Source organism: Rahnella bruchi (genome assembly GCF_003614975.1).
In the GTDB taxonomy this organism is placed as follows: Bacteria; Pseudomonadota; Gammaproteobacteria; order Enterobacterales; family Enterobacteriaceae; genus Rahnella; species Rahnella bruchi.
Genome location: NZ_QZWI01000009.1, coordinates 22,736 through 35,861, shown reverse-complemented (window position 1 = coordinate 35,861; position 13,126 = coordinate 22,736). Strand labels below are relative to the sequence as shown.

Here is a 13,126-nt window from a genome sequence, read left to right as displayed (position 1 = left end):
GGAAGTGACTTTGTTGTGAGCGGGTTAACGTTGTGAGCGGATTAAAACAGGAATTAAGCCTGGCGCAGGGTGTCGGGTTGTTATCCACTTCGTTGCTGGGAACCGGTGTTTTTGCCGTGCCTGCGCTTGCGGCACAACTGGCGCAAAACGATAGCCTGTGGGCGTGGCCGGTGCTTATCCTGCTGGTGTTTCCCATCGCTATCGGCTTCGCCGCGCTGGGAAGGCATTTCCCCAGCGCAGGCGGCGCGGCGCATTTTGTTGGGAAAGCATTCGGTCCGCATATGGCGCGCGTCACCGGCTGGCTGTTTCTGTCAGTTATACCGGTCGGCTTACCGGCCGCGCTGCATATCGCCGCCGGTTTCTGGCAGGCGGCATTTGGCTGGAGCAGTGAAAATCTTCTGCTGGTACAGCTCGCAACGTTGCTGGTTATCTGGTTTTTGGGCACACGCAGTGCCGGTTCGAGCGCCAATATACAGACGCTGATTGCTCTGCTGGTGATCGCGCTGGTGATTGCCATCTGGTGGAAAGGCGGAATTTCCCTGCCTGAAATTCCGTTACCTGCGATACGTGACGTTTCACCCTCAAACCTGTTTGATGCGCTGGCGGTCATGTTCTGGTGCTTTGTCGGCCTGGAAGCTTTTGCTCATCTGGCGACAGAATTCCGCAATCCGAAACGGGATTTCCCCCGTGCTCTGCTGATCGGCATGCTGGTGGCGGGCGCTGTTTACTGGGGTTGTACTGTCGCGGTGCTGAAATTCCATGCGTGGGGAGAAAGGCGGGAAGCGGGGGCTTCGCTACCTGGCATCGTCGTGCAACTGTTCGGACAAAAAGCGCTGTGGGTGGCCTGTATCATCGGCTATCTGGCGTGTTTTGCCAGCGTGAATATTTACACCCAAAGTTTTGCCCGGCTGGTGTGGTCGCAGGCTCAGCTCAAGCCGCAAAGTAAGCTGGCACAGCTATCCTCTCAGCAGGTGCCGGTCGCTGCGCTGAATCTGGTGGTCGGCAGCTGTATGTTGTTTACCCTGCTGATTTACTGGCTGCATTTGCCGCTGGGGGCACTGATCACTTACGCCAACGGTATTTTCATCCTGATCTACCTGCTTTGTATGCTGGCGGGTACGCGGATCCTGAAAGGGCGTTCAAAATGGATGGCGATGCTGGGTGCGGTATTGTGCTGCGGATTGCTGGCGATGGTCGGCTGGAAAGCGCTGTACGCGGTGGTGGTGTTTGCGGCGTTATCGCTGCTGTTGCCCCGCGCTAAAGCGGTAATTAGCGCCAGATAACTGCATGAGTTCACAGTAAAAAGGCCTCCTTAGCAGGCCTTTTCTGTTTCTGGATCGACTTCTGCGCTCAGCGACAGTCAGGCCGGATCTTGCGGTTTTACCGCTTCAGTCTGTTTGGCTTCCAGCGCCGCGAGACGTTGTTCCAGTACGGCCAGCTTTTCGCGGGTGCGCAGTAAAACCTGCGTCTGAACGTCAAACTCTTCGCGATTGACTAAATCCATACGGCTGAACTGCGCCTGTAATACCTGACGGATTTTCTTTTCGGCATCTTCACCAAACTCACGGATCCCTTTAGGCATAGATTCGTGAACCTGGCGGGCAATTTGTTCAATTTTTTTCGGGTCAATCATGATTATTCCTTTTCTCGAAGGAGGTGCTTTCCCTTAGTGTAATCGCTGACGCCGTTTCTATAAACCATCAGTGGCACTAATTGGCCAATCCGCAGGATTGCTCTGCTCATTTATTGGCGCTATAGTTGCTTTGCTTATTCTCAGGGCGGGGTGAAAGTCCCCACCGGCGGTAAACCACGGAATATCGGAAGAGTCATAATCCTTCCATGTGGAAGCCCGCGAGCGCTCAATCCTTCGGGGTTAGAGGTCAGCAGATCCGGTGTAATTCCGGGGCCGACGGTTAAAGTCCGGATGGGAGAGAGTAACGATTCAAGCCGGGCATATTATTGCCCGCTGCGTTATTTTTTATAACTGTAGCACGCCATGCGGCTGCCGCAGCTAGCCTCCTCAAGACGCCCTGATTCTGGTAATCCACATACAGAACATGAGGTTATTTTTACCATGAATCAGACCCTACTTTCCGAATTCGGTACATCAGCTGAACGTGTTGAGCGTGCACTTGACGCCATGCGTAACGGTGTTGGTGTGTTGGTACTGGATGACGAAGATCGTGAAAACGAAGGCGATTTAATCTTTGCCGCTGAAAACATGACCGTTGAGCAAATGGCGCTGACGATTCGCCACGGCAGCGGAATTGTGTGCCTCACCATGAACGAAGACAGCCGTAAAAAGCTGGACTTGCCGATGATGGTTGAGAACAACTCCAGCCCGTTCCAGACCCCTTTCACCGTGACGATTGAAGCGGTTGAAGGTGTGACCACTGGTGTTTCTGCTGCTGACCGCATCACGACTATCCGTGCGGCAATCAAAGACGGCGCAAAACCTTCTGACCTGAACCGCCCAGGGCATATCTTCCCGCTGCGCGCACAGGCAGGTGGTGTTCTGACCCGCGGCGGTCACACAGAAGCCTCTATTGATCTGGCGACACTGGCAGGCCTGAAGCCCTTCGGCGTGCTGTGTGAACTGACCAATGATGATGGCAGCATGGCGCATGCGCCGGAAGTGATCGTCTTTGCCCGTCAGCATAATATGCCGGTTGTTACCATCGCCGATCTGGTGGCTTACCGTCAGGCGCAGACCCGTCAGGCAAGCTGAATGACCGGTAGTGCGTAGACCTATCGTGCGTAACAGAAAGGCCGCTTATGCGGCCTTTTGCTTTTGAATCCTGCAATTTGTCTTAAGCGTAATTTCCCTGCTTCTTCTTTTGATTTGTCTCATCAAATTTATTGAACATCTCCTTCATGGTTATCCGGCTGTAACCCGTAATCAAAAAGAGTACCGTAATGAAATCACGCGGAGGCCGCTTTTCGGCCCGCTCACTTTTATCTGCGGTAAGGAATTTATGATGACAACCCAACGTATGCCCGCACTTTTCTTAGGCCACGGTAGCCCGATGAACGTGCTGGAAGACAACATTTATACCCGTGCCTGGCATGCGCTGGGCGAATCATTACCACGGCCAAAAGCGATTCTGGCGGTTTCTGCTCACTGGTTCACTCGCGGAACCGCAGTGACGGCGATGGAAAAACCGCGCACCATTCACGACTTTGGCGGTTTTCCGCAGGCGCTGTTTGATAAACGTTATCCGGCTCCGGGTTCACCGGCTCTGGCGAAACGGGTTCAGGAATTGCTCAGTCCGGTGAATGTGATGGCTGACACCAGCGAGTGGGGTTTTGACCACGGTACATGGGGCGTGCTGATCAAGATGTATCCGGACGCCGATATCCCGGTGATTCAGCTGAGCATTGACGGTACGCAGCCGCCGGAATATCACTATGAGTTAGGTAAGAAACTGGCGGTTCTGCGTGACGAAGGCGTGATGATTGTCGCCAGCGGGAACGTGGTGCATAACCTGCGCATGGTGAAATGGGACGGCAACGGCGAGCCGTATCCGTGGGCGATTGCCTTCGAGAAATATGTCAAAGATAACCTGAGCTGGAAGGGCGAGGCGAAAGATCATCCTCTGGTGAAGTTTATGGAACATGAGGGCGGTGCGCTATCGAATCCGTCTCCGGATCACTATCTGCCATTGCTGTATGTTTTAGGCGCGTGGGATGGTGCGGAGCCAATTACTCAGCCGACTGATGGGATCGTAATGGGATCGCTTTCTATGCTTTCTGTTCAGGTAGGATAAAACATTAAAACAAAAGGATAATGAATTTCTTCATTATCCTTTTTTACGCGGTTTATCCGACAATCGTATGCGGATAGAAACGTGACAGATCCTGCGTGATCAACGCTTTATCTTCGCGTATGCCGATACCGCAAGGTTGATCATTCACCAGCCAGCTGCCGATCAGAGTATAGCTGCCTTCAAATACCGGCAACGGATGGAACTGTTGCACGATCATGCCTTCAGCGCCATACGGGCCTTCTACGCTCGCCACTTCCTGGCCTTTTTCGATGACCTTGATGTTAGCGCCTTCGCGTGAGAACAGCGGTTTCACGACGTAGTGATCGAGTTCCGGATGCGCATCTTCGGCGAAATAGGCCGGTAGCAGATTGGGGTGATCCGGGAACATTTCCCACAACAGCGGAAGCAGCGCTTTATTCGACAGAATGGCCTTCCAGGCAGGTTCCAGCCAGCGTACACCGGCATCTTCCAGCTTGGTGGCGAACACTTCGCGGAACATGAATTCCCACGGATACAGCTTGAACAGATTAGAGATCACCTGATTCTGCGTGTCTGTGAATTGCCCGCGCTCTCCCAGACCGATTTCTTCAATAAACAGGAACTCGCTGGCCAGTTCGGCTTCCAGCGCGCAGTCTTGCAAATATTGCACAGTACCGCGATCTTCTTCGGTGTCCTGACAGCAGGCGATGTGCAGCAGAGAAAAACCATGTTCGTTTTTCAGCTCGGCAAAACGCTCGATCAGTTTTTCCTGCAAACTGTTGAACTGGTCAGCATCCTGAGTCAGGTTGCCCGCCGCGATTTGATCTTCCAGCCACAGCCACTGGAAAAAGGCCGCTTCATACAAAGAGGTCGGTGTATCGGCGTTATTTTCCAGCAACTTAGGCGGATTGATTCCGTCGTAAGCCAGGTCCAGACGTGAATACAGCGAAGGTTGATTTGTCCGCCACGAACTGCGGACAAATTCCCATACGTGTTTCGGGATCTGGAATTTCGCCATCAGCTTGTCGTCATTCACCACGCGCTCAACCACTTTCAGGCACATCTGGTGAATGTCAGCGGTGGCGTCTTCAATCTCTTCAATCTGCGCCAGCGTGAACTGGTAATACGCATCTTCACACCAGTACGGCTCGCCATACATGGTGTGAAAATTGAAGCCAAACTCCGTGGCTTTTTCGCGCCAGTCCGGGCGCTCGTTAATGGCTAAACGTTTCATCGGTCTCTCTTAGCCACCCATGCTGCGGCCAGGGCTGCGTGTCGCGGCGGAAGAGCTGCGTTGCATCGAGGTTTGTTTGGCAACACTGTCGCCAAAACCGCCACGGGTGATGGTGTTGGTGACTGCAGGTTTTGGCGCCATCGCGGTGCGCGGTACGTTCATGGTGCGGCCACCGGCGGTTGCCGGTCCGTAGTTTTTACCGGTCGCATCAACGAATTTACCGTTAGCCGGGCTGGCCGGATTTTTTGAACTGAACAGTGGCTGCTGCGCGTAGCCGCCGCCGCTCATCATACGGCCCATCATGTAACCGGCCATCAGTGGCATCCACATGCTGCCACCGCTGCTCTGGTTTTCAGCTGTCGCAACACCTGCCTGAGCAGGAGCCTGAGTACATTGGCCTTCGCCAAATTCAGCAATACAGTCTTCACGGCTGGCATATTTCGGCGCAGTTTTTGCCGCTTCCTGTTTGGCTGCATCGTAGGCGGCGACACATTGTGCGCTACCTGACGGATTGGCTTTCGAGCAGTCATCCGCGTTCTGATACAGAGAAACTGTTTCGTCGGTTTTCTCGCAGCCGGCCAGCATAAAGACCGCACTGACTGCCAGAGCGACAGGAGTGATCCGAGAGCTACGCCATGATTTACGGAAGGTAGCTAAGTTGACTTGTTGTGTCCGTTTCATCGTTCTTATCCCATGTGTAGGGCTTTTTCGCCCTTTCCCAGTAGGGCCTAAGAATAGGGGAAAGTTGGTTAATGTTAAAGCAGCGACAGGCAATTGTTACGAGACTTTACAGAGCGGCGTGATACAGGCAAAAAAAAGCAGCCTTTTCAGGCTGCTTTAGTCGAAAATCGGGACGCTTTTCAGGATCAGTTCTGGAAAGGATTACCGCTTTTCTTGGTGGTGTTCGCAGAGGTCGTTGCACTGGCTTTTTGAGCGCGTGGTGCAGGTGCTGCTGCGGTTTTGTTACCGTAACCGTCTGCTGCTGCATCCTGATCCGGCGTTTCCGGCGCAACCTGATCAGGCGCAGTCGGAACCGGTTTGCCCAGTGCACCGTTCAGTGCCAGCAAATCGCTTTCGTTCAATGTACCCAGCGCTGATTTAATATTCAGCTGGTTGATCAGGTAGGTGTAACGTGCGCTGGAAAGCTGTTGTTTGGCGTTATACAACGTGGTGGTCGCATCCAGCACATCAACGATAGTACGGGTACCTACCTGATAGCCGGCTTCCATCGCATCTAAAGAACTCTGAGCAGAAACAACGGCTTGTTTATAAGCGTTGATGCTGCTGATGGAGGCAGAGATGTTATTGAAGGAAGAACGAACGGTCTGAACAACGCTGCGATGCGCGCTTTCCAGCTGTTCGCTGGCACCGACGAAGCTGTACTGAGCTTGTTTGACCTGAGAGGTCACTGAGCCGCCGCTGTACAGTGGCAGGGAGAAGCTCAGACCAATTTTGTTCTGGCCTGCGTCAGCATCATTGTAGCTGCTACCGTTACCGGTTTTGTCGCCGTGATATTTGGTATTGCTGATGCCGGTAGAGGCGGTCAGGTCCACCGTTGGCATGTGGCCGGTTTCCGCATAACGGATTTGCTCACGTGCCAGATCTTGTGACAGACGTGCAGACAGCAAGCTCAGGTTGCGGCTTTCAGCTTCTTTCAACAAGGTCGCGACCGGTTGCGGACGCGTAGTGTTGAAATTGTCGACATTCAAGGAAGACAGTTGCGGATAATACATACCGGTAACCTGACGCAGGGATTCCAGTGCGTTATCCAGGTTATTACGGGCAGTCACTTCGTTGGCCAATACGGTGTCGTATTGTGAACGGGCGTTCTGCACATCGGTAATTGCGACCAGACCCACATTAAAACGCTGAGTGGTTTGATCCAACTGGCGGTAAATAGCCTGTTTCTGCGCTTCGGTATAAGAGAGTGAATCGATCGCACTCAAAACGTTGAAATATGCCGTCGCAGAATTCAGGATCAAAGATTGTTGATCAGTCTGATAAGACACATCCTGAATACCCGCAGTTTTTTCCTGCAAGGTCAGGGCGCGCCATTTTGACATATCGAAAATGGTCTGCGTTAATTGCAGACTGGCACTGCCAACATCGCTGTTAACGCCATTCGCATCACGGTAGCCATTGGTATAATTGTAATCCGCACCCAAACCGAGTTGCGGTAATAAAGGACTGCGGCTTTCGTTGATTTTTTCGAATGCAGCATCCCGGTCAGCAGCAGATTTGCGCAGGTCCGGGTTACTTGTCCTGGCTTGCTGATAGACCTGCATCAGGTTTTCGGCCTGGCTTATCGTACTGAAGCCGCCCAGGCTGAGTCCGATGAGAAGGGGGAGCAGTTTCTTCATTTGCATTCCTTGTTGTGCAGCAATGTTGTTATGTATGGTGGCGCTGTCAAATTACCAATAGACGCGGATTCTAGCAGAGTCAGGCTAACGGGTTGGTTGGCTTAACGTGCCTTCCCGACTGAATGAGCCTAAATCTATCACAAACAACCTTGATTATTATTAACGCATTTTCATCAAATTGACCTCAAAGGGCGATAAATTACCTTTAAGAGGGATAAGGAAACATTCCATGTCTTCATTTAAACGGTCACCGGTTACTTTCGGCAAAGATGATGTAGAAATTATTGCACGTGAGACGCGATATAAAGGTTTTTTTTCTATTATTGCATATCGGTTTCGCCATCGGCTGTTTAATGGGGAAATGAGCGGTGAAGTTGTGCGCGAAGTTTTCGAGCGTGGACATGCGGCGGTACTCTTACCTTATGATCCGAAAAGGGATGAAGTGGTGCTTATCGAGCAGATCCGTATCCCGGCACTGGATTCCAGTGATACCCCTTGGCTTCTGGAGATGGTCGCCGGTATCATTGAAGAGGGCGAGACAGTCGAAGATGTCGCCCGCCGCGAAGCACTCGAAGAAGCGAACATAGTGGTGAAGCGCTGCAAACCGGCTCTGAATTACCTGGCAAGTCCGGGTGGAACCAGCGAGCGCCTTTCTATTATGGTTGGTGAAGTCGATGCCACGACGGCAGAAGGAATTCACGGTCTGGAAGCAGAGAATGAAGACATCCGGGTACATGTGGTGAGCCGAGAACAGGCCTACCGCTGGGTGGAAGAAGGAGCGATAGACAATGCGGCGTCAGTGATTGCCCTGCAATGGCTGCAGCTGCACCATGAATCCCTGAGAAAAGAGTGGGCCAACGAATGATTAAGCGCTATACGCCTGATTTCCCTGAAATGATGAGATTGTGCGAAACCAACTTTGCACAATTGCGCCGTTTAATGCCACGCACCGACGAGCCCGGTGAAACTGTGACATATCAGGTAAGTAGCGCCACGTATCGCCTGACGATCCTCGAATCAACGCGTTATACCACGCTGGTGGAAATCAAACAGACGGCACCGGCCGTCAGTTACTGGAGTCTGCCTTCGCTCACTGTTCGCCTGTATCACGATGCGATGGTGGCCGAAGTGTGTGCAAGTCAGCAGATCTTTCGCTTCAAAGCACGCTATGATTACCCGAATAAAAAGTTGCATCAGCGTGATGAAAAGCATCAAATTAACCAGTTCCTGGCGGACTGGCTGCGTTATTGCCTTGCGCATGGAGCGATGGCAATTCCGGTTTGTTAGACAGACTTCAACAACAAAGGAAACGATTTGGAAAGCCTGTTTACACTGCCTTTGGTGAATGGGGCCAAAGTCAGGATTCTACAGATTACTGATACCCATCTATTTGCCGGTGAAGATGAAACGTTGTTAGGCGTGAATACGTTTAACAGCTATCGCGCAGTGCTGGATGCCATCAAAGCACAGCAGCGTGAAGTGGATATCATCGCCGCAACAGGTGACCTTGCTCAGGATCAGTCGCTGGAAGCCTACCATCAGTTTGCCCGCGGCATTTGTGAGCTCACCGCTCCCTGTGTCTGGCTGCCCGGCAATCATGATTTTCAACCTGCGATGTTTGATGCGCTGCAAGATGCCGGTATCAACCCTTCCAAGCACGTACTTCTGGGCGAACACTGGCAGATCGTTCTGCTTGATACCCAGGTATTTGGCGTGCCACACGGTGAACTGAGCGAATATCAGCTGGAGTGGCTGGAACGTTGCCTGAAGGCTTACCCGGATCGTTTTACGTTGCTGATGCTCCATCACCATCCGTTGCCTTCCGGCTGTACGTGGCTGGATCAGCACAGCCTGCGCAACGCACATATGCTGGCGAACAAGCTGGTGAATTACCCGAAAGTGAATACGCTTTTGTGCGGACATATTCATCAGGAACTGGATCTCGACTGGTATGGCCGTCGTCTCTATGCGACGCCCTCGACCTGTGTGCAGTTCAAACCGCATTGTACTAATTTTACGATTGATACCGTTGCGCCGGGCTGGCGCTATCTTGATTTGTATCCGGATGGCCGTGTGGAGACTGAAGTCTTCCGTCTGGAAACCAGCGAGTTTCATCCTGACACGGAGTCGGACGGCTACGAATGAATACCTTACTTTACCTGCACGGATTCAACAGTTCACCGAACTCAGCAAAAGCCACGTCATTAAAAAACTGGCTGGCGGTCAATTATCCTCATATTGATATGGTGATCCCGCAACTTCCGCCTTATCCGGCAGATGCGGCTGAGCAACTGGAAACGCTGGTTATCCAAAATGCCGGTAAAAAACTGGGTATTGTCGGCTCCTCCCTCGGCGGATATTACGCCACCTGGTTGTCGCAATGTTTTGCCGTGCCCGCGGTGGTGGTGAACCCCGCCGTGAAGCCGTATGAGCTACTGATCGACTTCCTCGGGCAAAACGAGAACCCCTACACCGGACAGCAATATGTGTTAGAGTCACGCCACGTTTACGATCTGAAAGTGATGCAGGTCGAACCGCTGGAGTCACCGGATTTACTCTGGTTACTGCAGCAAACGGGCGATGAAATTCTCGATTACCGTCAGGCTGTGGCGTATTACACCACCTGTCGCCAGACGGTCGAACCCGAAGGAAATCATGCGTTTGTCGGCTTTGAGCGTTATTTTTCGCCGATTGTAGATTTCCTTGAGCTGGCCGCAGACTAACATCGTCAGGGTGATTTTATCCCCGGATTTATCGCGTCTGCTTGCTGCCAGTGCTGATACCCGCCCAAATACTGTATCGTTAGCCCACAAACCTATGAGCCACGAATAATCAACGATGAGCCAATCAACTTATAACGCGGATTCCATAGAGGTCCTCAGCGGACTTGAACCGGTGCGCCGCCGTCCGGGCATGTATACCGATACTACCCGGCCAAACCATCTCGGCCAGGAAGTTATTGATAACAGCGTCGATGAGGCATTAGCCGGTCACGCGAAACGCATCGAAGTCATCCTTCACGAAGACCAGTCTCTTGAAGTCATCGATGATGGCCGTGGTATGCCCGTGGATATCCACGCGGAAGAAGGCGTCCCGGCAGTCGAACTGATTTTCTGCCGTCTGCATGCAGGCGGTAAATTCTCGAATAAAAACTACCAATTCTCCGGCGGTCTGCACGGCGTGGGGATTTCGGTGGTCAACGCCTTATCTAAACGCGTCGAAGTTGCGGTAAAACGCGGCGGCGAAGTGTATGAAATGGCGTTTGAAAACGGCGATAAAGTGCAGGATTTACACGTCACTGGCACCTGCGGTAAACGCAACACCGGGACCAGCGTACATTTCTGGCCGGACGGCAGCTTCTTCGACAGCCCGCGTTTTTCGGTCAGCCGCCTCAGCCATTTGCTGAAAGCCAAAGCTGTACTGTGTCCCGGCGTAGAAATTCTGTTCAAAGACAAAGTGAATAATACCGAGCAACGCTGGTGTTATGAAGACGGTCTGACTGACTACCTGATGGAAGCGGTTAATGGCCTGATTACTCTGCCTGAAAAAGCGTTTGTCGGTAATTTCGCCGGTGATACTGAAGCGGTCGACTGGGCGCTCTTGTGGCTGCCGGAAGGCGGCGAACTGCTGACCGAAAGTTACGTCAACCTGATCCCGACGATGCAGGGCGGTACGCACGTTAACGGTCTGCGTCAGGGGCTGCTCGACGCCATGCGTGAGTTCTGCGAATTCCGCAATATCCTGCCGCGCGGCGTGAAGCTTTCGGCAGAAGATATCTGGGAACGCTGCGCCTATGTGCTGTCAGTGAAAATGCAGGATCCGCAATTCGCCGGTCAGACTAAAGAACGTCTCTCTTCGCGCCAGTGTGCGGCATTTGTTTCCGGAGTGGTGAAAGATGCGTTCAGCCTGTGGCTGAACCAGAACGTTCAGGCGGCAGAACAGCTGGCTGAACTGTGCATTTCCAGCGCTCAGCGTCGTCTGCGGGCGGCGAAGAAAGTTGTGCGTAAGAAACTGACCAGCGGCCCTGCGCTGCCGGGCAAACTGGCGGACTGTACGTCGCAGGATCTGAACATGACCGAACTGTTCCTGGTGGAAGGGGATTCCGCTGGCGGTTCAGCCAAACAGGCGCGTGACCGTGAATATCAGGCGATCATGCCGCTCAAAGGTAAGATCTTAAATACCTGGGAAGTCTCTTCTGATGAAGTGCTGGCCTCGCAGGAAGTGCATGACATTTCTGTGGCGATCGGTATCGATCCGGACAGCGAAGATCTGACCCAGCTGCGATACGGTAAAGTCTGTATCCTTGCGGATGCGGACTCCGACGGCTTACACATCGCCACGCTGCTGTGCGCGCTGTTTGTCCGTCATTTCCGTTCCCTGGTGCGTGGCGGTCATGTGTACGTGGCGATGCCGCCTTTGTACCGTATCGATCTGGGCAAAGAAGTGTTCTACGCGCTGGACGAGCAGGAAAAAGAAGGCGTGCTGGATCAGCTGAAACGCAAGAAAGGCAAACCGAACGTACAGCGCTTTAAAGGTCTGGGTGAAATGAACCCGTTACAGCTGCGCGAAACGACGCTGGATCCGAATACCCGTCGTCTGGTGCAGCTGACTATCGATGAAGATGATATCGATCAGACGCTGCGCATGATGGATATGTTGCTGGCCAAGAAGCGTTCTGAAGATCGCCGTAACTGGTTGCAGGAAAAAGGCGACACCGCCGAACTGGACGTCTGATCCTTTCGCCGTCGCTATAAAAAAATGCCGGACGCTTTGCAGCTCCGGCATTTTTATTTTTGAAAATCGGTGTTTTAGAAATGAATCAGAAAATCACGCTTTCTCAATAATATGGATCACCACATCCAGCACGTCGGCTTTGATGTTTTCGCGGTGTTTGTCCATATGTTCAGCCTGCTGATGCGCTTCAAGATGCGCCAGGCTTTCCCAGTCTTCCAGCATAAAGATGGAATCAGGTACCGTTTTACGCCACGGGATCTGACCGTTGAAATCAACGTAAGGCTCATAACGGTGACAGCCTTTTTCAGCGAGAACGCTTGGCAGCAGTGCCGTGATTTTTTCCATAACCGAATCGCGACGGCCTGGTTTTACTTTGATTTCAGCAATAACAGTGATCATAAAAACCTCTTTCCCAGGTGACCTTCAACCTTAAGCCTGACCGAATACATTTTCAAGGTGAGCACGGTAGCGTGCAAAATCACCTTCCACATCGGGCTGTTTAATTACGTCGTTACACATAAAGGTTGGCAGGGTATCAAGACCGATAAACTGGTTAGCTTTATGCTGCGCCAGATATACGCCGTCGACGCCGACGCCGTGGAAGAACTGCTCTTTATCTTCGAACGCTTCCAGCGGAGCATTCCAGGTGACGGAAAGCATGTAGCATTTACCCTCCAGCAGGCCGCCGGAACCGTATTTTTTCGAGTCGTCAGAACGGGTACGTCCATCGCTGGCGTACAGTTTGCCGTGACCTTCGGTGAACACTTCATCAACATATTTTTTCAGCGTCCAGGGCATCCCCATCCACCAGCCCGGTTGCTGATAAATGATGGCATCCGCCCACAGATAGCTTTCAATTTCGGTCTGCACGTCGTAACCGTCTTCCAGCACGGTGACTCGCACGTCGTGGCCTTTGTCACGCAGGAAGCTGGTGGCGACTTCAGTCAGGCTGTTATTCAGCGCGCCTTTAGAGTGGGCAAATGTTTTGCCGGCATTGATAATCAGGATATTGCTCATGGATTTCCCTTAAATAGAATTCTGGTGGTCAGGCT

14 protein-coding genes and 1 riboswitch are annotated in these 13,126 nt (G+C 52.4%); of the genes, 8 read left to right on the top strand and 6 right to left on the bottom strand.

What is annotated here, in order from left to right:
- The first annotated feature begins 32 nt into the window (after nucleotides 1–32).
- A complete protein-coding gene (gene yjeH, locus D5398_RS15540; protein ID WP_120508451.1) occupies nucleotides 33–1,283 on the top strand; it encodes an L-methionine/branched-chain amino acid transporter in 1,251 nt (416 codons plus the stop codon).
- A gap of 77 nt (nucleotides 1,284–1,360) precedes the next feature.
- Here yjeH and ubiK read toward each other — a convergent pair whose 3' ends face one another.
- Nucleotides 1,361–1,633, bottom strand: coding sequence for a ubiquinone biosynthesis accessory factor UbiK (gene ubiK, locus D5398_RS15535; RefSeq protein WP_120508450.1), 273 nt, complete (start codon nucleotides 1,631–1,633; stop codon nucleotides 1,361–1,363).
- A gap of 132 nt (nucleotides 1,634–1,765) precedes the next feature.
- A riboswitch (FMN riboswitch) is annotated at nucleotides 1,766–1,940 on the top strand.
- 134 nt (nucleotides 1,941–2,074) lie between these two features.
- Here ubiK and ribB point away from each other — a divergent pair.
- Entirely contained in the window at nucleotides 2,075–2,728 is a 654-nt protein-coding gene (ribB, locus tag D5398_RS15530; RefSeq protein ID WP_120508449.1) for a 3,4-dihydroxy-2-butanone-4-phosphate synthase, read from the top strand.
- Between the two features lie 250 nt (nucleotides 2,729–2,978).
- Nucleotides 2,979–3,767 carry a 4,5-DOPA-extradiol-dioxygenase gene (gene ygiD, locus D5398_RS15525; protein WP_120508448.1) on the top strand — a complete coding sequence of 263 codons (789 nt, stop codon included), beginning with the start codon at nucleotides 2,979–2,981 and terminating at the stop codon, nucleotides 3,765–3,767.
- A 52-nt stretch (nucleotides 3,768–3,819) separates the two neighbouring features.
- Here the strand turns inward: ygiD and D5398_RS15520 are convergent, their stop codons facing one another.
- From D5398_RS15520 to tolC, 3 genes are all read right to left on the bottom strand, one after another.
- Nucleotides 3,820–4,980, bottom strand: coding sequence for a glutathionylspermidine synthase family protein (locus D5398_RS15520; RefSeq protein WP_120508447.1), 1,161 nt, complete (start codon nucleotides 4,978–4,980; stop codon nucleotides 3,820–3,822).
- 9 nt (nucleotides 4,981–4,989) lie between these two features.
- Entirely contained in the window at nucleotides 4,990–5,661 is a 672-nt protein-coding gene (locus D5398_RS15515; RefSeq protein ID WP_120508446.1) for a DUF1190 family protein, read from the bottom strand.
- 185 nt (nucleotides 5,662–5,846) lie between these two features.
- Entirely contained in the window at nucleotides 5,847–7,346 is a 1,500-nt protein-coding gene (gene tolC, locus D5398_RS15510) for an outer membrane channel protein TolC (protein ID WP_279635009.1), read from the bottom strand.
- A 223-nt stretch (nucleotides 7,347–7,569) separates the two neighbouring features.
- Here tolC and nudF point away from each other — a divergent pair, with 223 nt between their 5' ends.
- From nudF to parE, 5 genes are all read left to right on the top strand, one after another.
- Entirely contained in the window at nucleotides 7,570–8,205 is a 636-nt protein-coding gene (gene nudF / locus D5398_RS15505) for an ADP-ribose diphosphatase (RefSeq protein ID WP_120508444.1), read from the top strand.
- Entirely contained in the window at nucleotides 8,205–8,627 is a 423-nt protein-coding gene (locus D5398_RS15500) for a DUF1249 family protein (RefSeq protein ID WP_162940772.1), read from the top strand. The genes nudF and D5398_RS15500 overlap by 1 nt, the downstream gene beginning before the upstream one ends.
- A 27-nt stretch (nucleotides 8,628–8,654) precedes the next feature.
- The gene (gene cpdA, locus D5398_RS15495; protein WP_120508442.1) at nucleotides 8,655–9,485 is read left to right on the top strand and encodes a 3',5'-cyclic-AMP phosphodiesterase; all 831 of its coding nucleotides are present in this window, start codon (nucleotides 8,655–8,657) and stop codon (nucleotides 9,483–9,485) included.
- Nucleotides 9,482–10,063, top strand: a complete 582-nt coding sequence (gene yqiA / locus D5398_RS15490; RefSeq protein WP_120508441.1) for an esterase YqiA — start codon at nucleotides 9,482–9,484, stop codon at nucleotides 10,061–10,063. Before cpdA ends, yqiA begins: the two co-directional genes overlap by 4 nt.
- Nucleotides 10,064–10,178: 115 nt before the next feature.
- Nucleotides 10,179–12,074, top strand: a complete 1,896-nt coding sequence (parE, locus tag D5398_RS15485; protein WP_120508440.1) for a DNA topoisomerase IV subunit B — start codon at nucleotides 10,179–10,181, stop codon at nucleotides 12,072–12,074.
- A gap of 93 nt (nucleotides 12,075–12,167) precedes the next feature.
- On the opposite strand, the gene D5398_RS15480 is transcribed toward parE, so the two are convergent.
- Together D5398_RS15480 and D5398_RS15475 are read right to left on the bottom strand one after the other, a co-directional pair.
- Nucleotides 12,168–12,473, bottom strand: coding sequence for a putative quinol monooxygenase (locus D5398_RS15480; protein WP_095923548.1), 306 nt, complete (start codon nucleotides 12,471–12,473; stop codon nucleotides 12,168–12,170).
- Nucleotides 12,474–12,503: 30 nt separating this feature from the next.
- Entirely contained in the window at nucleotides 12,504–13,091 is a 588-nt protein-coding gene (locus tag D5398_RS15475) for an NAD(P)H-dependent oxidoreductase (RefSeq protein ID WP_120508439.1), read from the bottom strand.
- Between the last annotated feature and the right edge of the window lie 35 nt (nucleotides 13,092–13,126).